The organism is Bradyrhizobium sp. SZCCHNS3052, assembly GCF_032484495.1.
Classification (GTDB): Bacteria; Pseudomonadota; Alphaproteobacteria; order Rhizobiales; family Xanthobacteraceae; genus Bradyrhizobium.
This window is the reverse complement of the sequence record NZ_JAUETB010000001.1, coordinates 65,014-86,633: the sequence shown is the minus strand read 5'-3', so window position 1 is coordinate 86,633 and position 21,620 is coordinate 65,014. Positions and strand designations below refer to the sequence as shown.

Annotated in this window: 15 protein-coding genes; 4 read left to right on the top strand and 11 right to left on the bottom strand. The window is 66.2% G+C overall.

The window, feature by feature from the left end:
• The first annotated feature begins 440 nt into the window (after nucleotides 1-440).
• Both QX073_RS00385 and QX073_RS00380 read left to right on the top strand, forming a co-directional pair.
• Complete coding sequence (locus QX073_RS00385) at nucleotides 441-1,544, top strand: ferredoxin (RefSeq protein ID WP_315715737.1); 1,104 nt, start codon at nucleotides 441-443, stop codon at nucleotides 1,542-1,544.
• Between the two features lie 55 nt (nucleotides 1,545-1,599).
• The gene (locus tag QX073_RS00380; RefSeq protein WP_315826404.1) at nucleotides 1,600-2,859 is read left to right on the top strand and encodes a 2Fe-2S iron-sulfur cluster-binding protein; all 1,260 of its coding nucleotides are present in this window, start codon (nucleotides 1,600-1,602) and stop codon (nucleotides 2,857-2,859) included.
• 203 nt (nucleotides 2,860-3,062) lie between these two features.
• Here the strand turns inward: QX073_RS00380 and QX073_RS00375 are convergent, their stop codons facing one another.
• The 10 genes from QX073_RS00375 to QX073_RS00330 all read right to left on the bottom strand — a co-directional run bounded on the left by QX073_RS00375 (nucleotide 3,063) and on the right by QX073_RS00330 (nucleotide 17,299).
• On the bottom strand, nucleotides 3,063-4,235 hold the full coding sequence (locus tag QX073_RS00375; RefSeq protein WP_315715735.1) for a fumarylacetoacetate hydrolase family protein: 1,173 nt from the start codon (nucleotides 4,233-4,235) through the stop codon (nucleotides 3,063-3,065).
• An 85-nt stretch (nucleotides 4,236-4,320) separates the two neighbouring features.
• The gene (locus QX073_RS00370; RefSeq protein WP_316225113.1) at nucleotides 4,321-7,302 is read right to left on the bottom strand and encodes an autotransporter domain-containing protein; all 2,982 of its coding nucleotides are present in this window, start codon (nucleotides 7,300-7,302) and stop codon (nucleotides 4,321-4,323) included.
• A gap of 266 nt (nucleotides 7,303-7,568) precedes the next feature.
• Complete coding sequence (locus QX073_RS00365; RefSeq protein ID WP_316225576.1) at nucleotides 7,569-8,522, bottom strand: DMT family transporter; 954 nt, start codon at nucleotides 8,520-8,522, stop codon at nucleotides 7,569-7,571.
• Nucleotides 8,523-8,717: 195 nt separating this feature from the next.
• Nucleotides 8,718-9,557, bottom strand: coding sequence for an aldo/keto reductase (locus tag QX073_RS00360; RefSeq protein WP_316191785.1), 840 nt, complete (start codon nucleotides 9,555-9,557; stop codon nucleotides 8,718-8,720).
• Between the two features lie 212 nt (nucleotides 9,558-9,769).
• On the bottom strand, nucleotides 9,770-12,460 hold the full coding sequence (locus QX073_RS00355) for a molybdopterin-dependent oxidoreductase (RefSeq protein ID WP_316225111.1): 2,691 nt from the start codon (nucleotides 12,458-12,460) through the stop codon (nucleotides 9,770-9,772).
• Between the two features lie 19 nt (nucleotides 12,461-12,479).
• Nucleotides 12,480-13,694: an NAD(P)/FAD-dependent oxidoreductase gene (locus tag QX073_RS00350; RefSeq protein ID WP_410052346.1), complete on the bottom strand. Its 1,215-nt coding sequence runs from the start codon at nucleotides 13,692-13,694 to the stop codon at nucleotides 12,480-12,482.
• A gap of 5 nt (nucleotides 13,695-13,699) precedes the next feature.
• Nucleotides 13,700-14,125: a globin family protein gene (locus tag QX073_RS00345; protein ID WP_316170609.1), complete on the bottom strand. Its 426-nt coding sequence runs from the start codon at nucleotides 14,123-14,125 to the stop codon at nucleotides 13,700-13,702.
• 82 nt (nucleotides 14,126-14,207) lie between these two features.
• Nucleotides 14,208-15,002 (bottom strand): ABC transporter ATP-binding protein, encoded by a 795-nt coding sequence (locus tag QX073_RS00340; RefSeq protein ID WP_315715819.1) that lies wholly within the window; start codon nucleotides 15,000-15,002, stop codon nucleotides 14,208-14,210.
• 9 nt (nucleotides 15,003-15,011) lie between these two features.
• Nucleotides 15,012-15,920, bottom strand: a complete 909-nt coding sequence (gene ntrB / locus QX073_RS00335) for a nitrate ABC transporter permease (RefSeq protein WP_316225108.1) — start codon at nucleotides 15,918-15,920, stop codon at nucleotides 15,012-15,014.
• Nucleotides 15,921-15,982: 62 nt separating this feature from the next.
• A complete protein-coding gene (locus tag QX073_RS00330) occupies nucleotides 15,983-17,299 on the bottom strand; it encodes a CmpA/NrtA family ABC transporter substrate-binding protein (protein ID WP_316225106.1) in 1,317 nt (438 codons plus the stop codon).
• 678 nt (nucleotides 17,300-17,977) lie between these two features.
• Here QX073_RS00330 and QX073_RS00325 point away from each other — a divergent pair.
• Nucleotides 17,978-18,811: a formate/nitrite transporter family protein gene (locus QX073_RS00325; RefSeq protein WP_316225104.1), complete on the top strand. Its 834-nt coding sequence runs from the start codon at nucleotides 17,978-17,980 to the stop codon at nucleotides 18,809-18,811.
• A 69-nt stretch (nucleotides 18,812-18,880) separates the two neighbouring features.
• Nucleotides 18,881-20,611, top strand: coding sequence for a bifunctional protein-serine/threonine kinase/phosphatase (locus tag QX073_RS00320; RefSeq protein WP_316225102.1), 1,731 nt, complete (start codon nucleotides 18,881-18,883; stop codon nucleotides 20,609-20,611).
• 20 nt (nucleotides 20,612-20,631) lie between these two features.
• Here the strand turns inward: QX073_RS00320 and QX073_RS00315 are convergent, their stop codons facing one another.
• A complete protein-coding gene (locus QX073_RS00315) occupies nucleotides 20,632-21,546 on the bottom strand; it encodes a dioxygenase (RefSeq protein WP_315826413.1) in 915 nt (304 codons plus the stop codon).
• Between the last annotated feature and the right edge of the window lie 74 nt (nucleotides 21,547-21,620).

The following is a 21,620-nucleotide window of genomic DNA, read 5'->3' as shown; positions in this document are numbered from 1 at the left end:
TTGCCCGTCGGGTCGTTATGGCAGCGTCGAAATCATCTGCGCACTGCCCTGATCACGCCCGAACTACGTCACAGCCGAGGCCGTCATTGATCCAGATCAAACGATCTGGAAAAACTGCTCCAGCCCCCGATCAAATCCTTGATGTTCCTCGATTTGATCCAGATCAAACGGCCGCAGGCCGACCGCAGCATGGCCCAGGGACGTCCATATTGGCCGTCAAAAAGCGCCACATCTCGCCGTCAGATTCTGCGTCACAGCATGCGCTGCGACACGAAGTCACAGGGATTGCGGGACTAACAACTCCGCGCCTGTGAACGTGACGTCGGCGCGATCGTGAAGACCAACTCGCGTCCTGGAAAGCAATGCAGAACAACAGCGCTCAACGTTCGCCCCGACACGACTACGCTTCGCAACATCGAGATGCCCGGCCGCTCGCGCACGTGGCGGTGAAGGTGGCTCCCGCCAGGTATCAGCCGGCCGCACAGGCCGGCAGCCGCAGCACCGGACGGGCCGAGCGGCGATTCTGGCTGACGATGCAGACGGTCATGCTGGTCGTCGGCGTGCTGCTGGTGAACCTGCTGCTGTTCTTCCCTCCCCTCGGCATCGCCCTGATGTGGAATCTCCTGATTCCGATCGCGCCCGCGCTGGTGACGATCTCGCCCGGCCTGTGGCGCAACATCTGTCCAATGGCGACATTCCATCTGCTGCCGAACAAGATGGGCATCTCGCAGAACATCCGGATGCCGGAATGGGGCGCGGCGACGCTCGCGGTGATCAGCGTGACGCTTCTTTTCATCGTCGTGCCGATGCGACGAATCGGACTCAATGTCGACGGTCCGCTGACGGCGGTCATGCTGCTGTCGGCCGCGGTCATGGCGTTCGCGATGGGCTCTGTGTTCGAAATGCGCTCGGGCTGGTGCACCTCGCTGTGTCCGATCCACCCCGTCGAGCGGCTCTACGGCACCAACCCCGCCCTGACCTTCAAGAATGCCCGCTGCAACATCTGCGAGGCCTGCAGCAATCCGTGTCCCGACTCCACGCCCGAGCTGACGCCGACGGCGGGCGTGCCCACCAAAGTCCAGCAGTTCCTCGGCAACTTCCTGATCGGCAGCTTCCCCGGCTTCGTCTGGGGCTGGTATCAAGTGCCGGACTATCCGCCGCAGCAGGTCGACCAGGCCGCGATCATCACCGCCTATGTGTGGCCGCTGGGCGCCGCGCTCGTCAGCTACGTCGTCTTCAGGGTCGGCGAGCACATCCTGCGCTACAGGCCCGCCGCCCGCACCCGGATGCATCGCATCTTCGCGGCGGCCGCGATCAGCACCTACTACTGGTATCGCCTGCCCGGCCCGGCATCCTTGCTGCCGGACTGGTTTCCGCTGGTCTCGCATCTCATCACGACGCCGTTCTTCTTCTGGTTCCTGGTGCTGCGTTCGCCGAAGGTGAGCTGGCTGAAGCGGCCGGTGATGGCGTCGAACTACTGGTCGAGCCGGTTCGAGAGCACCGCCAACAAGAATCTCATCCGCGTGTCGCCCGGCAAGGCGTGAATCCCCGCGGTCTCATCCCACCATCGTCACAGCGTATCCGATCGAGGAGTGAACCATGTCGAACTTCAGGACCGTCACCGTCAAGGGCCGCCAGTTCCGCGTCCGCGCGGGTGACGTGCTGCTCGATGGCGCGCTCGCCAACGGCGTCGAGATTCCGTTCGACTGTCGCGCCGGCACCTGCGGCACCTGCATGGTTCACGTCTCCAAGGGCCAGACGGTGTGCGGCGAGACGCATACGCAGGGCATGATCTATGCCTGCCAGGCGCGCGTCGTCTCCGATCTCGACGTCGAGCTGGAGGACGTGCCGGAAATCGACACCAGCAAGGCGCGGCTGGTCGGCCTGCGCGAGGTCGCGCCCGACATCATGGAGCTGATGATCGCTCCGGAGAAGAGCATCAGCTATCTGCCCGGGCAGTACTTCAAGTTCACCTTCAACGGCTATCCGGCACGCGCCTACAGCCCAACGGCGTCGTTCGACGGCCGCATCGGCGGCCGCGTCATCCATCTCAACATCAAGCGCGTGCGCGGCGGCCGCGTCACGACGGCGCTCGGCAGCGGCATCCGTCCCGGCCATCGGCTGCGCATCCAGGGGCCGTATGGGCATGCGTTCCTGCGCCCGGGCGGCACCGGCCGTCTCGTCCTCGCCGGCAGCGGCACCGGCTTCGCGCCGATCTGGGCGATCGCCGCGATGGCGCTGCGCGAGTCCCGCAACCGGCCGATGGTGATCATCGCCGGCGCCAAGAAGCTGCCGCAGCTCTACATGACGCCGATCCTGGCGCAATTGGCGCGGCTGCCGAACGTCACGATCATCCCGACGGTCGAGGAAGGTCCGGTCAATCATCCCTCGATCCGCACCGGACGGATCGAGCCGCACATGCCGACGCTGACGGCCTCCGATGTCGTCTATGCCTGCGGCTCGCCGCGCATGGTGACCGCGCTCGCCGGGATGGTCGAGAAGGCCGGCGCGACGTTCTATGCCGACCCGTTCGATTCCGCGCCACCAGAAGCGCCATCCGGCCTGATCGGCCGCATCAAGACGCTCGTGGCGCGACGTCCGCCCGAGCCTGAGCCGGGCCGTGACGGCGGCAGGGGGCGTGACGCGTCGCTCGATCCGTTCGAGCGGGCGCTGTCGCTGGTGCCGAAGGATCCGATCGACGACGATCTGGGCCTGCGCCGGTCGGAGCCACGGCGCAGCACGGCCGCCGAACGCGACCACGCACTCTCGCTGGTGCGCGAGCGCGCGCTGGGCGACGCCTCATCGCTGCAGGAGCGCCCGCGCCGCGCCGCCAGCCAGATGGCCTCGGGGCATGTGTGAGATGACGCAGGAGCCCCCCAGTCTCTCCGTCACTCCGGGGCGCTCGCGAAGCGAGCGAGCCCGGAGTCCATAACCACCAGCCTGCGTGATGGAGCGCGATCGTAACTCAGGCCGTCTGCCTCACGAGCGCTGCGGCGTATGGATTCCGGGCTCGCGCTGTCGCGCGCCCCGGAATGACATCGTGGGTGTGGAGGCTGCGTGCCTCAGATCAGCTTCCGCCGCGCCAGGCTGCGCATCAGCGCACCCACGCCGAACGTCCACGGCTCGCATTCGTCGCTGTTGCGCATGCGGTTGACGAGACGACCGAGTTGAGGCGCCGAGATCGTGACGATGTCGTCGCGCTTGTGGGTGAACCCCTGGCCCGGTGCGTCGCGATCCTTGACGGGCGCGAACATCGTGCCGAGGAACAGCGCGAAGCCGTCGGGATATTGATGCACGGCACCGATGGTCTGGGCGACGAGGTCGGTCGGATCGCGGCTGATCTTGCTGATGGAGGAATGGCCATCGAGCACGAAGCCGTCGCTGCCGGTCACGTTCAGCGCCACGTCCATCTTGCGGACGTCATCCAGCGTGAAGGTCTTGTCGAACAGGCGCAGCAAGGGGCCGATGGCGCAGGAGGCGTTGTTGTCCTTGGCTTTCGACAGCAGCAGCGCCGAGCGGCCCTCGAAGTCGCGCAGGTTGACGTCGTTGCCGAGCATCGCGCCGACGATCCGGCCGCGGCTCGACACCGCCAGCACCACCTCCGGCTCCGGATTGTTCCAGGTCGATTTCGGATGCAGCCCGGCATCCATGCCGGTCCCCACCGACGACAAAGTCGGCGCCTTGGTGAAGACCTCGGCATCGGGGCCGATGCCGACCTCGAGATATTGGCTCCAGGCGTTCTGCTCGATCAGCACCTGCTTGAGGTGCATCGCCTGGTCGGAGCCGGGCTTGAGCTTGGAGAAATCGTCGCCGACCAGACGCACCACCTCTTTCCGGATCGCCTCGGCCGAGGCCGGATTGCCGCGCGCCCGCTCCTCGATGACGCGCTCCAGCATCGAGATCGCGAAGGTGACGCCGGCCGCCTTCAGGACCTGCAGGTCGACCGGTGCCAGCAGCCATGGCTTGGCCGGATCGCGGCGATCCGGCGGGGTGTTGGCGAGGATGGCGGCGAGGTCGCCGATGCGCTGCCCGCCCATGCCGCGTAGCGCCGTCGCCGGATCATCCTGCTCGCACAGCGCGCTGACGGTGGGGAAAGCCGAGGTGACGTCATAAACACCGTCATCGCGCACCGCGACCACGGCCGGTCCGTCCACGTCGGGGCGCCAGACCCGGCCAACCAGCGTGCCGCTGGTGCCGTCGTCGGGCAGGACGGTCTCGGGCGTCAGGTTGATCATGGCGTCGTGCTCCCTGTTGTTCTTGTTGCTCAGCGCACCCCTAGCATCGGTGCACGCCGGCTCCAAGCCACACGACGTCGCGCAATCACCAACTGTAGCGCACCACGCCCTTGCCGGCGTAGGAGCGGCTGATGGACGAGAATTCGCCTTCGAAGGTCGCGACCGCCGACCAGCCGTTGCGCCAGGCGATTTCGGCCGAGGCGGTGGTGAGCGCGAGGTCGCGCGACTGCGCGGCGCCGTTGACGACGAAGCTCGTGCCCGGCAGCGCCTCGAAGCCCGCGGTCATGGTGCGATCGGGGTTGAAATTGTGCGCCCAGGCGGCGCGGCCGCGCAGCGACAGCACGCCGTCGGCGAGCGCAAACGACCGGTCGACGCGCGCGCCGAGCTCGGTGCGCGCGTCCGTCACGGTCTTGCCGGCATAGCTCAGCGCGAAGGTGCCCGCGCCGGAGAGCACCTGCTCGGCATAGGACGGCAGCACGTAAGCCGTCGCCTGGCCGCCGAGATAGGGCGTGATCCCGCCCCACGGCGTGGCATAGCGGCGGCCGGCCTCGAGGCGGGCCGAATAGGCCGACGCATCGAAGCGGGCGCGGAGCTGGTCGACGCCGGCGACGGTCACGGTGCGGTCGGTGGTCACGTCGTGCCAGCCATAGGCGAGCGCCGCGGAGAGATAGTCCGGACCACTGCGATAGCGGGCGAAGGCGCCGGCCTGGAACAGGTCGGAGCGGCCGCTGCCGCCGCCATTGACGCCGAAGCTGGTGCCGCCGCCCGACAGCGCGAAGCCGGCCAGCCAGTTCGGCGACACGATGTAATCGGCGCCCGCGGCGAAGCCGACCTCGCGGATGGTGGCGTTGTTCGAGCCGAGCGCGGCATTGCCGTCGGCGAACGAACCGCCACCGAACGGCGCCGCCCAGGTGCTCCAGCGCTCATCGAAGCGCCGGGCCGGTGCGGCCTTCACCGGCATGCGGGCGAAGGCATCGCGCGGCGCGGCGCTCTGTCCTGCGTCGGCGAACGCTGCAGCCGGACCAGATGCGTTCGCGCTGCGCCCGGCGACAAAGGGATCGGTCATCAGGCCAAGGAAGATCTTCATCGAGTCGAACATCGCCTGCTGCGAGGCGGTGGCGATCTCGCCGGACGCCTGTGTCAGGCCGGCTGGGGTCAACGCGCCGAAAGCGAGCGGGATGCCGCCGGTGCGGTTGAAATAGCCGGTCGTGGTGTCCGTGACGTTCTGCTGGTTGGTGTTGGTCCCGGCCGTGCCGAGCGTCAGGTTCAGATAGACGTTGTTGGCGTCGTAGCTCAGGCTCGAAGAGAAGTTGGCCGGCAGGCTGGTGTTGATCAGCGTGTTGAAGGTGCCGCTGATGCCGCCGGCGGCGTTGACGATCGTGTACTGCTTGTTGACATAGCTGCCAGGGGCGAACGCCGCCTGCACCGTGGCGCCGCCGAGCGTCGCGGTGCCCGTCACATTGACCCGGTCGGCATTGGCCGGCGACACCTCGACCATGTAGCTCGCGGCCGCCGTGAACACGAGGCTGCCCTGCACGGTGAGCAGCCCGATCGAATTGCCCGGCGCGAGCGCGCCGCCATTGACCAGCGTGCTGCCGACGATGCCGTTGCCGCCGAGCCTCCCGCCGGCATTCACGGTGACGCTGCTGCCGGCGATGGCGCCGTTGACGGCGAGGATGCCGCCATCGACCGTGGTCGTGCCGGTGTAGGTGTTGATGCCGGACAATATCAGCTTGCCGCTGCCGACCTTGGTCAGCGAGCCTGGGCCGATGGTGCCGCACCCGCAAGGATCGGTGTCGCCGATCACGCCGGAGACCTCGGTGGAGAGATTGTTGCCGCCGACCACCAGTGTGTTGAAGGCGCCGATGTAGTAGTTGCCGGAGCCCGCCAGCGAGCCGGCGGTGATGCGGCCGTCGCCATTGACACCCATGCTACCGGAGAAATCGACCACGCCGGTGCCATTGGTGACGAACTGGGCGGTTCCGCCGGTCGTATTGTCGAGGAAGCGGGTGCGGCCGCCATCATTGGTGATGATCGTGGCGGAGCCGGCGCTGGCGTGATCGAAGAACAGCGTCGATCCGCCGTCATTGGTGGTGACGGTCGCGTTCGCCGCGGTGGAATGGGCGTTGAACTGGACCTGGCCGTTCATGTTGTTGATGATGGTGGCATTGCCGGCCGACGGGGTGTCGCTGCCGAAGCCGATCCCGAACATCACGTACGAATTGCCGCCATTGGTGATGACCGCATTGGCGGCCGTGGCGGCATTGACGAACGCCAGCATGCTGAACGTATCGTTCGTGATCGTCGCATTGCCGGCGCTGGTGTTGGCGTTGAACAGCGTGCGGCCCTGATGGTTGGTGATCACGGCGTTCCCCGCCGTGGCCGTGTCGGTGCCGCCGGCGACGCCGAACGCGGTCGTGGCGATCGACTGGTTCACGATCGTCATCGCACCGGCGGAGCTCGCGCCGAGGAAGTTGGTGGTGCCGCCGTCATTGGTGAGCGAGGTGATGCCGGAGGTGTCGGCCCTGACGATGTTGAAGATGCCGAAATTCGACACGTCGCCGATGATGCGGGCGGTGTGGGTGGCGTCGCCGAGTTGCAGCGTCGCGACGCTGCCGATGAAGGTGCCGCCCGAATAGGAGTTGGTGCCGAGCAGAATCGTGGTGCTGTTGCCGAGCAGCTCGGCGCGCACGCCGGCAACGGTCTCGCCGAGATTGTTGCCGATCATGATCGTCTGGCCGGAATTGGCGTTGTTGATGAAGCCCCAGCCGGAGCCGGCGACGCCGAAATTCACGTCGGCGCCGCCAATCGAATAGGACTGGGCGTTGCTGAGGAAGATCCAGGAATCCGGATTGATCGGCGCGGTGACCGTGATGGTCGATGCGCCGGTGGCGCCGAACAGCGCCTCCTGGCCGCTCGATGCCGGCGGCGCGCCGGCCGGCGGGCTCTCCCAGTTGGTCGAGAGATTGTAGTCGGAGGTCGCGGTGGACGAGCCGGTGCCGCCCCAGGTGTAGTCGGTCTGGGCCAGCGCCGACGTCGTCAGCCCGAGCCCACAGAGCCCGAGCATGAGCCCCAGCGCGCCCCACACGGCCCGCGCCGTCCGACACACCGCCGTTTCGACCCGCCTCCGCACGCAATCCCCCGATCTTGCTCTGCACCCGTGATGCAATCCAAGACCTAGCAGGCGCACGGCGCCCGCCGAGATCGACGGCGCTCCTGTTTCTTGTTTGAAATCAGTGCGTTACACGTTTGATCGTGGGTGTAGCGGACACGCAACGCATCCACCCAAAAAGTCGCTCCCCCGTAATGGCCCGGGGGCGTGCGACCGATGGCTCACGGATTCGGCGAGCTCTCGCCGGCGACCTGGAGCAGTTGCGAGCGGCGGACGCGCTCGCGATGGGCGGTGTAGAGGCCGCTGGAGACGATGAAGGCGGCGCCGACGATGGTCCAGACGTCCGGCACCTCGCCGAACACCAGGAAGCCGAGGATGCTGACCCACAGGAGCTGGGTGTAGGAGAACGGCGCCAGCACCGAGGCGTCGGCATAGCGGAATGCCAGCACGACGATCCACTGCCCCATGGTCGAGGCGACGCCGACCAGCACGCCGAAGCCGATGTCCTGCCAGGACGGCGTGGTCCACACGAACGGCACGATTGCCGTGAGCACGCAGACGCCGGCAATCGAGGAATAGGTCATGATGGTGATGGCGTGCTCGCGGCCGCTCATCATCCGCGTCATGATCAGCGTGCAGGCCCAGGCGAACGCCGAGACGATCGGGAACAGCGCGGCAAGATGGAACGCGCCGGTGCCGGGGCGGAGGATGATCAGCACGCCGCACAGCCCGACCGCGGTTGCGACCCAGCGGCGCAGGCCGACCTTCTCACTGAGGAAGATGATCGACAGCGCGGTGACGAACAGCGGCGCGACGAAGCCGGTCGCGGAGGCCTCGGCGATCGGCAGATAGCGTAAACCGGTGATGAACATCAGCGACGAGCCGAGCAGCGCAACGCCGCGCAGCAGCTGGAACTTGAGCTGCTCGGTGCGCATCGCGAACAGCGGCGAGCCCGGGATCATCGCCGGCACCATGATCAGCGAGAAGACCACGAAGCGGATCCAGGTGATCTCGATCGAGGGCAGCGTCTTCGAGAGATATTTCGCGGTGACGTCCGAGGTGCCGAGGAACACGGTCGACAGCAGGATCAGCGCGATGCCGCGGAACGGCCGGTCGGCCCGCGCGGGCGCGCGCTTGCGCTGAGCCTGCGGCTTCTCCTGCACGGATGTCGGCACATCGTCGAGGCGCGCGGCGGCGGCCGCACTCGGTGGCGGGGTCACGGTCGAACTCGGACGTTTGGAGACAGGACGATTCGGTGAGTGGCGACAAAACGCCAATCGCGACGCCGCGACAACCCATCGAAGCGGGCAGCACTTATGCGTTGCTACGCGCCGGGGTAGCAAACATCCGTAATTTTCCGTGATGCTGCATTACAGCATGGGCAGCCCACGGGGCTTCGGCCCGCGCGGAAAGGCGCGATCGATCGCGGCGATCTCGGCCGCGGTGAGCTCGATGTCGCCGGCCGCCGCATTCTGCTCGGCATGCTCGGGCCGCGACGCCTTGGGGATCGCGAACAGCGACGACGCCCGCGTCAGGAAGGCGAGCGCGACCTGGCGCGGCGTTGCGCCATGCTGCTCCGCGATCCGCTGCAGCACCTCGCCGCCGGCGCTGCGGCGTTCCGGAAAGTCGTCATGGCCGAACGGCGAGTAGGCGACCACGGCAACACCATGCTGGCCGCACCACGGGATGACGGCATGCTCGATGGCGCGCTCCTGCAGATGATAGAGCACCTGGTTGCAGGCGATCTTGCCCTCGCCTGCGACCTCCAGCAGTTCGTCGAGATCGTCGACGTCGAAATTGCTGACGCCCCAGGACGCGATCTTGCCGGCCGCCTTGAGCTCCTCGAACGCCGCCACCGTCTCCGCGAGTGGATAGGAGCCCGGCCAGTGCAGGAGATAGCAGTCGAGCCGGTCGGTCTTCAGCCGCTGCAGCGAGCGCTCGCAGGCGGTGACGGTGCCCTTGCGCGAGGCGTTGCTCGGCAGCACCTTCGACACCAGGAACACCTCGTCGCGTCGGCCGGCGATGGCCTCGGCGATGACGAGCTCGGCATCGCCATACATCTCGGCGGTGTCGATGTGGCTCATGCCGAGATCCAGGCCGCGCCGCAGCGTGGCGATGGCGCGGCTGCGATCGGCGTGGTCGAGATACCAAGTGCCCTGCCCGATGACGGAGACGCCGCCGCCGCCGGTTCCGAATGTCTTGTGCTTCATGCGCGGGAGCATAGTGGATGAGGCGCACGGCGTCGATTGGGTGCCCTCCCTGCTCAAGGCATCTGACACGCTTCCACACCCACGTCATTCCGGGGCGACGCGTCAGCGTCGAACCCGGAATCCCGAGCTTGTCTTGCGCTGTTTCATTTCCACCATGTCGAGATTCCGGGTTCGAGGCCGTTGGCCTCGCCCCGGAACGACAGTGTTCTCGGCTAGCTCGCCGCCGCGATGGGCGGGGCGTCCGTGGCCGTCTGCGCGATCAGCCGCTTCATCTCCGGAATGCACGAGCCGCAATTGGTGCCGGCCTTGAGCTGCGCGCCGATGGCGGCGGGCGTGCGCGCACCTGCCGTGATCGCATCGCAGATGGTGTCGCGGCCGACGCCGAAGCAGGCGCAGACGATCGGGCCGCCGCCGACGCCGTCGGGCGCGCGGCCGGACAGCAGCGTGCGACGCTGGTCGTCGTCGAGGCGGTCGGCGGCGAACATCGTCTTCACGACGTTCCAGTCGCCAGCATCATGGCCGGGGCCGACGAACAAACAGGTTTCGATGCGATCGTCGGCGAACGACGCGGCGCGATAGACGCCGCCGCCGACATCCATGTAGTCCGTGACATCGTCGGTGGCGCGCGCCTTGAACCAGGCCGGCCAGCGCGACAGATCGCCGTTGTCGGCGAACAGATAGCCGAAGCCGCCCTGCACCGTCGCGCGCGCCCACCACAGGTTGGACGGCAGCGTGAGCTCGTTGCGCGACAGGATGAAGCCGCGGAATACGTACTCATAAGAACTGATCGCAGCCGGGGTCGCCTTGGCCTCGGGCTGGCCGGAGAACGGATCGGTGTAGGAGGCGACCAGCGCGCCGACGCGGCCATGCGATGAGTTGGTGGCGCTCCAATGGATCGGCGCGAACAGCATGCCGCGCTGCTGGCGCTCGCTGACGACGACCTTGAGGATGCACTGGCCGTGCTCGGTCGTGACCTTGACGAAACCGTCATGCATCAGGCCATAGCGCAGCGCGTCATCCGGGTGCACCTCGACGAACGGCTCCGGCAGATGCGCTGATAGCCGCGGGCTCAAGCCGGTGCGCGTCATCGTGTGCCACTGGTCGCGGATGCGACCGGTGTTCAGGCGCAGCGGGCGGGCGGCGGTGGTCTCGCCGCGCAGCGCCGGCACCTCCGGCGCGACGAAGCGCGCTTTGCGATCGTTGGTGAAGAAGGCGCCTTCGGCGAAAAAGCGCGGCTCGGGCGGCTTGCCCGCGCGCGCCGGCCATTGCACCGGCGCCATCGCGTCGTATTCGTCGTCGGTGAGCGTCGCCAGCGCGCCGATGTCGAAGTCGCGCGTGCCGTCGTTCTCGAACGCCGACAACGCCGCGTGCTCGCGGAACACGTCCGCCGCAGAGTTGTAATTGAAGGCGCCCGCGTGGCCGAGCCGTTTGCCGACCTCGCTCAGGATCCACCAGTCCGGCATGGCCTCGCCGGCCGGCGCAAGGAAGGCGCGCTGGCGCGAGATGCGGCGCTCGGAGTTGGTGACCGTGCCCGATTTCTCGCCCCAGGCCTGCGCCGGCAGCAGCACGTGGACGCCAGCATCGACGGTGTCGTTGGAGCGGACGTTCTCGGACACGACGAGCAGCTCGAGCTTCTTGAGCGCGGCGCGGACCAGATCGGCGTCCGGCAGCGACACCGCGGGGTTGGTGCCGATCACCCACAGCGCCTTGATCTCGCCGCGCGCGATCGCCTCGAACATCTGCACCGCCTTGAGACCCTCATGGGTGGCGATGTCCTTGGCCTTCCAGAAGCGGCGGACGCGGTCGATGTCCGGCGGCGTGAAGCCCATGTGGGCCGCGAGCTGGTTGGCGAGCCCGCCGACCTCGCGGCCGCCCATCGCATTGGGTTGGCCGGTCAGCGAGAACGGCCCCATGCCCGGCTTGCCGATGCGCGCGGTCGCAAGATGGCAGTTGAGGATCGCGTTGACCTTGTCGGTGCCCTGCGCCGACTGGTTGACGCCCTGCGAATAGAGGGTGACGACCTTGGGAGTATCGCGGAACAGCTTGAAGAAGGCGGCGACGTCGACCTCGGACAGGCCGGTGGCGAGCGCGGTCGCCGCGGCGCTGCCGGCGAGGCTCCGGGCGCGGGCCAGGGTCTCGTCGAAGCCGCCGGTGTGAGCGTTGATGTAGTCGTGATCGAGCGCACCGCTGTCGGCGAGATGCACCAGCAGGCCGGCGAACAGCGCCGCATCCGCGCCGGGCTTCAATCCCAGGAACAGATCGGCTTCGCTCGACGTGTCGGTGCGACGCGGATCGATGACCACGAACCTGGCGCCGCGCGCCTGCTTGTTGGCCAGCATGCGCTGGTACAGCACCGGGTGGCACCAGGCGGCGTTGCTGCCGACGAAGACCAGCAGATCGGCCTGATCGAGATCCTCATAGGTGCCGGGCACGGTGTCGGCGCCGAAGGCACGGCGGTGGCCGGCGACCGACGAGGCCATGCACAGCCGCGAATTGGTGTCGACATTGGCCGAGCCGAGAAAGCCCTTCATCAGCTTGTTGGCGACGTAGTAGTCCTCGGTCAGCATCTGGCCGGAAAGATAGAACGCCACAGCGTCTTCGCCGTCGCGGGCGACGATGTGCTTCAGCCGGGTCGCGACGTGATCGAGCGCATCGCTCCAGGCCACCCGCTGCATGCCGCCCTTGCAGCGGATCATCGGGTACAGCAGGCGGCTATCCAGCCCGAGCGTCTCGCCGAGCGCCGAGCCCTTGGAGCAGAGCCGGCCGAGATTGGCCGGATGCGAAGGATCCCCGGAGATCGCCGCGCCGCCGCGACCGTCGGGCGTGGCGAGCACGCCGCAACCGACGCCACAATAGGGACAGGCGGTGCGCACCATCGGCAGCTTCGGATCGAGCGTCGTCATCGTCGTGCGTGGCCCCTTCTCACGCTGCCTGCGGCCGCGCCCCCGCGCGGCCGAACATCATCGCTGTCCGGATCGCTGCGACCGGTTCGCGGCTCCGGATCAGGTCGCGATACCACAACGCGTCCTGAGTCTCACCGATCAGCACGGCGCCGGTGAGGCGTCCCTCGGCGATGACGAGCTTCTTGTAGATGCCGCGCCTGGCGTCGTTGAGCACGATCGCCTCGCTGCCCTCGGCGCCCATGAAGTCGCCGGCCGAGAACACCGACACACCCGACACCTTCAGATTGGTCGAGACGACGCTGCCGCCATAGGCCGCCTGGCGGCCGGCGAGATGCCGCGCCAGCACCCGCGCCTGCTCATAAGCAGGTTCGACCAGCCCATAGCAGGTGCCACGGTGCTCGGCGCATTCGCCGAGCGCGAAAATGCCGGGCGCCGAGGTCTGCATCGCGTCGTCGACGACGATGCCGCGGTTGACCGCGAGCCCCGCCTCCTTCGCCAGTGTCACATTCGGCCGGATGCCGGCCGCGAAGACCACGGCGTCGGTGGCAAGGCGCCGCCCATCGGCCAGCTCGACTCCTTCGACGCGACCATCGCCATGGATGGCCGCGGTGCTGGCATTGAGCAGAACCTCGATGCCCTTGCGCGCCACCAGCGACTTGAGCAACGCGGCGGCCGGCGCATCGAGCTGCCGCTCCATCAGCCGGTCCATCAGATGCAACAGCGTCACCCTGGCGCCGGCACGCGCCAGGCCATAGGCCGCTTCCAGCCCGAGCAGCCCGCCGCCGACGACCACCACGCGCCCCTTCTTCGCCGCCAGCGCCAGAAGCACGTCCGTGTCCCGGCTGTCGCGGAATGTGTGCACACCCGGCAGATCGGCGCCCGGCACCGGCAGCCGCAGCGGCAGCGAGCCGGTGGCGAGGACCAGGCGCGAGAACGCCACGTTCTCGTCGTTCTCGATCCGCAGTTCGCGACGGCCGACATCGATGGCGGTGACGCGCGCACCGTATTTCAACGTTACCCCGCGCTCGCGCCACCAGGCCGCCGGCTTGAGCTCGATCTCGTGGGACGCGGCCTCGCCGGCCAGCACCGACGACAGCAGCACGCGGTTGTAGGCGAGCCGCGGCTCCTCGCCGATGACGGCGATCGCGTAGCGGCCGAGCGCAGTCTGCGACAATTCCTCGACCAGCTTTGCGGCAGCCATGCCGTTGCCGACGATGACGAGCGGTTCACTCAAAGCGCCTACTCCGCCGCCTGCGCCTTGCCATGGGCTTCCGCGATCATGTAGCCGGACAGCGTGCCGTAGGCCGCGGTCCAGGCATCGGCGACATCGGGCGTCCAGCCGTCGCCAAGTCCCTTCTCGAGGGTCCACAGCAGCGCGGCGCCGACCACCGGATAGTGCTCCGGCTTGGCGCCGTAATCGACGTGGCGCTTGGCGAGCGCGCTTGCCGCCGGCAGGATCGCGGGCAGATTCGTCAATCCATTGACGACGACCGCCAAGGTCGCCATCAGCTTCTTGCGCTGCTCGGTGAGATCGTCGGGAAACATCGCGCGCACCTGCGGCGCGACCTCGAACAGCCGATCGTAGAAGATGGTCGCGGCCTGATCGGAGATCGGCGCGACCCTGGCAAAGCTATCCTGAACCAATGCGATCTGAGACGGCGTCATGGGAAATCCTTATGATGGAAACGAGAACCCGTTAGTCGCCCGACGCGGAGAGCGGTTCGATGCGCTCTCCGCTTTCCAATCGTCACGCCGCCTCGACGTAGCGATGCCGCTCATACAGGAACTCCAGCACGCGCTGGCGACACTTGACGTAGGTGGCGTTGGTCGCCAGCTCGAGCCGCTTGCGCGGCCGCGGCAGGGCGACCTCGAGCACCTCGCCGATATGCGCGCTCGGGCCGTTGGTCATCATCACGATGCGGTCGGACAGCAGCACCGCCTCGTCGACATCGTGCGTGATCATCAGGATGGTGTTGCCGAGCTTCTGATGCAGCGCCATCACCGAGTCCTGCAGATGCGCCCGCGTCAGCGCGTCGAGCGCGCCGAACGGCTCGTCGAGCAGCAGCACTTTCGGCTCCATGGCGAGCGCACGGGCAATGCCGACGCGCTGCTTCATGCCGCCGGAGACCTCGTTGGGCCGCTTGTCCTTGGCATGGGCCATCTGCACCAGGTTCAGATTGTGCATGGTCCAGGCGTCGCGCTCGGCGCGGGTCTTGGTCTTGGCGAACACCTTGTCGACGCCGAGCCGCACGTTCTCGTAGACCGTCAGCCAGGGCAGCAGGCTGTGGTTCTGGAACACCACGGCGCGGTCGGGTCCCGGCGAATTGACTTCGCGCTCCTCCAGCAGCACGCCGCCGGTCGTGGCCGTGGTGAGCCCCGCCACGATGTTGAGCATCGTCGACTTGCCGCAGCCGGAATGGCCGATGATCGAGACGTATTCGCCCTTGTTGATCGAGAGGTTGATGTCCTTCAGCACTTCGGTGGTGGCGGTGCCGCGGGTGAAGGTCTTGTCGACGTGGTCGAGCTTCAGATAGGCCATGATCTCTACCTCTCAATTCGTCGCGGTGCCGCGGGTGACGATCTTGCCGACGACCGCAATCAGGCGGTCGAGCACGAAGCCGATGATGCCGACATAGAACAGCGCCAGGATGATCTCGCTGATATGCGAGGAATTCCAGGCATCCCAGATGAAGAAGCCGATGCCGACGCCGCCGATCAGCATCTCGGCCGCGACGATCGCGAGCCACGACAGGCCGATGCCGATGCGCAGGCCGGTGAAGATGTAGGGCGCGGCCGCCGGAATCATGATCTTGGCGAAGAACTCCAGCGGATTGAGCTGCACCACCGCGGCGACGTTGCGATAGTCCTGCGGAATGTTGCGGATGCCGACCGCGGTGTTGATGATGATCGGCCATACCGAGGTGATGAAGATGACGAAGATCGCCGACGGCTGGCCGTCGCGGAACGCCGCCAGCGACAGCGGCAGCCAGGCGAGCGGCGGGATCGTGCGCAGCACCTGGAAGATCGGATCGAGGCCGCGCATGGCCCACACCGACTGGCCGATCAGCGTGCCGACACCGACGCCGACGACGGCAGCAATCGCGTAGCCGAAGGCGACGCGGCGCAGGCTGGCCTCGAGATGCCAGAACAGTCCCTTGTCGATGCCGCCATGATCGAAGAACGGATCGAAGATCAGCTCGCGGGTATCGCTGAACACCCGGGAGGGCGGCGGCAGCGCCGAGCCGGCCCGGCGGCAGACCAGCTCCCAAATCAGCAGGAACAGCGCCAGCACGATCAACGGCGGCACCACGCGCACCGCGGCCTCGCGGGCCATCTCTTCATAGCGTTCGGCTTTCGGCGCCTGCTTGGGCGTCATGGTCACGATGGACGCCGAGGTGGACGCCGCCGCGGTCGGCACGACCTGGGGAGCGCTATCGTTGGTCAACGCTGGCATGGACATCGGAAATCTTTCTCCGTGCAATGAGAGAGGCCGCGCGCCTCGCGCGCGGCGGGAGGTCCTGATCAGGCGTCGACGCGCTTGATCGACAGCGACTTCAGGTAGGCGGCGGGATCTTCCGGATCGAATACCTTGCCGTCGAAGAAGGTCTCCTTGCCGCGCGACTTGGAGGTCGGAATCTCGGCGGCGGCGACGTTCATCTCCTTGGCGGCCTCGCGCCAGATGTCCTCGCGGTTGACCTTGGCGATCAGCGACTTGGCGTCGAAGCCAGCCTCATACTTGCCCCACCGGATGTCCTCGGTGATGAACCAGAGATCGTGGCTCTGGAATGGATAGGACGCGAAGTCGCGCCAATACTTCATGATGTGCGGCGAGTTCTCGACGACCTTGCCGGTACCGTAGTCGAACTTGCCGGCCGTGCGTCCGGCGACGTCCTCGACCGGGCAATTCATCCACTGCCGCTTGGCCATGATGGTCGCAAGCTCCTGCTTGTTCTCCATCTTGTCGGCCCACTGCTGCGCTTCCATCACCGCCATCGTCAACGCTTTCGCGGCCTTCGGATATTTGTCGACAAAGGCGGCGCGCATCGCGAAGGATTTTTCGGGATGCTTGTTCCAGATCTCGCCCGTCGTGACGGCGGTGTAGCCGATACCCTGGTTGACGAGCTGCGCATTCCACGGCTCGCCGACGCAGAAGCAGTCCATGGTGCCGACCTTCATGTTGGCCACCATCTGCGGCGGCGGCACCACGATGGTCTCGATGTCCTTGTCGGGATCGATGCCGCCGGCGGCGAGCCAGTAGCGGATCCAGAGATCGTGGGTGCCGCCCGGGAAGGTCATCGCGGCCTTCACGGACTTGCCGGAGGCCTTCTTCTTCTCCAGCGCGGCTTTGAACGGCGCGGTATCGAGGCCGAGCTTGAGGTCCGCATATTCCTTGCCGACCGAGATGCACTGCGCATCGAGATTGAGCCGCGCCAGAATGTACATCGGCGTCGGCTGGTTGTTCTGCGTCACCTTGCCCGAGGAGATCAGGTACGGCATCGGGGTCAGGATGTGCGCGCCGTCGATGCCGTTGCCTTCAGAGCCGAGCACGAGGTTGTCGCGCGTGGTGCCCCACGAGGCCTGCTTCTGTACGTCGACGTCGGGCATGCCGTATTTGGCGAAGATGCCCTTGTCCTTGGCCACGAACAGCGGACCGGCATCGCTGAGCGCGATGAAGCCGAGCTTGGCGCTGGCGACTTCCGGCCCCGCCCCCTGGGCGAACGCTCCGCCCGGCAAGTTCAGCTTCGCGGCTGCTAGCAGCGCAGCCGTGCCGGCGCCCGCCTTGAGAAGCTGACGACGGCTGAAGCCGTCGCGGCGAGCAGGATTGGCAGTCTTCGTCATGAGTGCTGTCGTCCTTTGTCTGAAGAGCGCTCGATGGGTGAAAAGGCCGTCCGTTGCGGGTCGCTGCGCCACGCACGAAGGCGCGTGTTCCGAGGTGGCCTCGGAAGGGGCAGCGTCACGATTCGGATGAGGATTGCGCGGACGGCATCGATGGCGTCGCAAATGCTCTTTCAAGCTTCGTGCCAACGCATCAGTTTTGAATTCAGGAACTGATTCAATCGCTTAGCTGTGCACAGCAATCCATCAGAGGCAGAAGCCCGCATCCAAAATTTGCGATTCGCCCACTTTGTGTGCGCCGCACACAAAGTGGGCATGGCGCGATTGTTCCATGAGCACCAGGACAGCAAATCAGCCCTTTCAAGCAGCCGCGGCCCGGACGTCCAAACGTAATCGATTGAAATCGATGATCTTTTGATTGGCGTCAAAATTGGCACAGGCATTGCTTCGACGCCTACAAGTCAACGATGACTGCGGTTCGCCGGACTGTCGAGGCCGATGGCGCCTGATCTCCGGGACGGACGCGCGCTCGCGACTGGGGTCACCTCGGCGCGGTCGTCGTGACGCCCTTCCCCGCATTCGACATCCGATCCGCCTGCCCGTGGCGATGTCCCGCGAGAGCCAGAACCTCTCGCAAGGCAGCGCGCAATCTATTCCCGAGAGCAAACAAAGGACGTTTGAATGTCGTACCTCGCGCCTTCAGAATTCGTGACCAAGATGGTGGACGCAGGTGAGTCCAAGATCTTCATGTCGACCCGGGACACCGTCATCCGCGCCTACATGGCTGGCGCGATCCTGGCGCTCGCGGCCTGGTTTGCCGTCACCATCAATGTGAACACAGGCCAGCCGATCATCGGCGCGCTGTTGTTTCCGGTCGGCTTCTGCATGCTCTATTTGCTGGGCTTCGATCTGCTGACTGGCGTGTTCGTGCTGTCGCCGCTGGCGCTCATCGACAAGCGTCCGGGCGTGACCCTCGCGGGCGTGCTGCGCAACTGGGGCCTCGTCTTCATCGGCAATTTCGCCGGAGCACTGACCGTTGCCTTCATGATGGCATTCGTGACCACGTTCGGCTTCACGCAGGAGCCGGACAAGGTCGGCGCTGTCATCGGCAATATCGGTGAAGGCAGGACGCTCGGCTACGCGGCGCATGGCGCGGCCGGCATGGCGACGCTGTTCATCCGCGGCATGCTGTGCAACTGGATGGTCTCCACCGGCGTGGTCGGCGCGATGATCTCGACGACGGTCCCGGGCAAGGTGCTGGCGATGTGGATGCCGATCCTGGTGTTCTTCTACATGGTGTTCGAGCATTCGGTGGTGAACATGTTCCTGTTTCCGTCGGGGCTGATGCTCCATGCGAAGTTCTCGATCATGGACTACCTGATCTGGAACGAGATCCCGACCGTGCTCGGCAATCTCGTCGGCGGTCTCTCGTTCACCGGCCTGACGCTGTACGCCACCCATGTCAGGACGCAGCCGAAGCGTGATGCCAAGATCGCAGCCCGCGTCGCGGCTTGATTTCCGTCTCCCTTGGAGAGCCCGGCTTCAGTTAAGGTCGGGCTCTCCTCAAATCGCTCGATAGCCCAAATGCCATTGCGGATCACCATCGGAGCGCATTCCGACAAAGGGCAGAAGCCGGGCAACCAGGACTTCCACGGCGCACTGATTCCCGATGAGCCGGCGCTCAGCCTGAAGGGCATCGCGATCGCCATCGCGGACGGGATCAGCAGCAGCGAGGTCAGCCACATTGCGAGCGAGTCGGCGGTCAAGAGCTTCCTGACCGACTATTACTGTACGCCGGATGCCTGGTCGGTGAAGACCTCGGCGCGACGCGTGATCGCCGCGGCCAACTCCTGGCTCTACGCCCAGACCAGAGCCAGCCAATACGCCTATGACCGCGACAAGGGTTACGTCTGCACGCTCAGTGCGATGGTAATCAAGGCGGCCACGGCGCATCTCTTCCATATCGGCGATTGTCGCATCTATCGCCCCGCAGGCCACTCGCTCGAGCAGCTCACCGACGATCATCGCGTCATCATCTCGTCGCAGCAGAGCTATCTGGGGCGTGCGCTCGGGGTCAATCCCGAGGTCGAAATCGACTATCAGGCCATTCGGATCGAGCGCGGCGACATCTTCGTGCTCGCGACCGACGGCGTTCACGAACACGTAGGCAATCGTTTTGTCGCCAACGTGTTGAAAGAGAATTCCCACGACCTCGACCAGGCGGCCCGTATCATCGTCGCTGAGGCGCTGGCGCAGGGCAGCGCGGACAATCTCACGATCCAGATCGTGCGGATCGACGAACTCGGTGCCGGCGATGCCGCCGAGATTCCGGTCCAGGCCGAGCAGCTGCCGCCGGCGCCGCTGCTGGACGCGCGGATGATCTTCGAGGGCTACCGGATCGTGCGCGAGATCCACGCCAGCAGCCGCAGCCACATTTATCTGGCCGTCGACGTCGAGACGGAGCTCGCCGTCGCCCTCAAGGTGCCTTCGATCGACCTGCGCGGCGACCCGGCCTATCTCAAACGGTTCCTGATGGAAGACTGGATTGCGCGGCGGATCGACAACCCGCACGTGCTGAAGGCCTTCCCATCGACGCGTCGCCGCGATCATCTCTACGTCGTCACCGAATTCGTCGAAGGCCAGACCCTGGCGCAATGGATGATCGACCATCCCAAAGCCGATCTCGATACCGTCAGAGACATCATCGAGCAGATCGCCAGGGGGCTGCAGGCGCTGCATCGCAAGGAAGTGCTGCACCAGGATCTGCGGCCTGCAAACATCATGATCGACCGGACCGGGACGGTGAAGATCATCGATTTCGGATCGGTGCGGGTCAGCGGCGTGGTCGAGGCCGATCCGGCTGCCGACCACGACAGCATCCTCGGCACCCAGCAGTATACGGCGCCGGAATATTTTCTCGGCGAGGGCGGCTCCGAATGGTCCGACCAGTTCTCGCTCGGCGTGATCGCCTACCAGATGCTGACGGGCCGGCTGCCCTACGGCGCGCAGATGGCACGTGCACGAACCCGGGCGCAGTTTCGCAAGGTGCTTTATCACCCGGCCTCCGGCGATGACCAAACCGTCCCGCTCTGGATCGATGGCGCACTCCGGCGCGCCGTCCATCCCGTCGCCGCCAAACGTTACGAGAGCCTCTCGGAATTCGTCTTCGACCTTCGGCACCCCAATCCCGCCTATATCGGCGGCGGCCGGACGCCCCTGATCGAGCGCAATCCGCTGCTGTTCTGGAAGGCGACGACTGCGCTGCTCGCGATCGCAGTGATCATCCTGCTCGCGGCTCGCCACGGCGGCTGGTAGGCGGACCTGCCAGCCGCGGATCAGGCGGGTTCAGGCGCGATCGCGCCAAGCGGCCTCGGCGCCACGCCCGCTCCCGGCTTCATGCGGAAATCATAGGTCATCAAGTGCCATGGCCCGATGGCCAGCTTGCCGTCCGGCATCACCGCGTCGCTGCGCCGCTCGACCTGGGCGATGAGCTCGTCCTTGACGCCAAAGACGACGTCGCTGTCGAGATATTCGTCGCCGCCGACGAAGACATGGGTGATGAGCGGCTCGTAGCCCTTGGCGTCCACCAGGAAATGCACATGGGCCGGGCGCATCGGATGACGCTTGGTCTCGAGGATCATCCGTCCCACCGGTCCGTCGGTCGGGATCGGATAGCTGCAGGGCAGGATGGTGCGGAAGAAAAAGCGGCCATCAGCATCGGTGATGAAGCGCGCCCGCGACGACGGACCATCGCTTTCATAGGACGGCCGCTGCGAATCGTAGAAGCCCTCGTCGTCGGCATGCCAGACATCGACCGCGGCGCCTGCCAGCGGGGCACCCGCCAGATCGGTCACCCGTCCCTGGACGAACATCTTCTCGCCCTTGAGATCCGCCGAGATGTCGGTGCCGTGGGGCGTCACCTTGTGCTCGCCGACGTAGAACGGGCCGAGTACGGTCGTCTCCGTCGCCCCTGCCCGGTCGCGATGATTGATGGCGTCGACCAGCATCGACACGCCGAGCACGTCGGACAGCAGGATGAACTCCTGCCGGCTTGCGGTGCAGGTCTGTCCGGTGCGGGTGAGAAAGTCGATGGCGGCGGCCCATTCGTCGAAAGTGAGCTCCGTCCGGCGCACATAATCGTGCAGCGACTTCACCAATTCCTGCAGCAGGAATTTCGCGCGCGGATCGGGTGTCCGTTCGAAGCTCGCGACGACGGCCTCCGTGAGCTCGCCTTCATTGAATTGTGTCATTGCCAATTCCTCCCGGCGCAAAGGGTACACGACGCATGCCTGGCCTGCCATTGGACGCGGCGCGATTTTCGGCT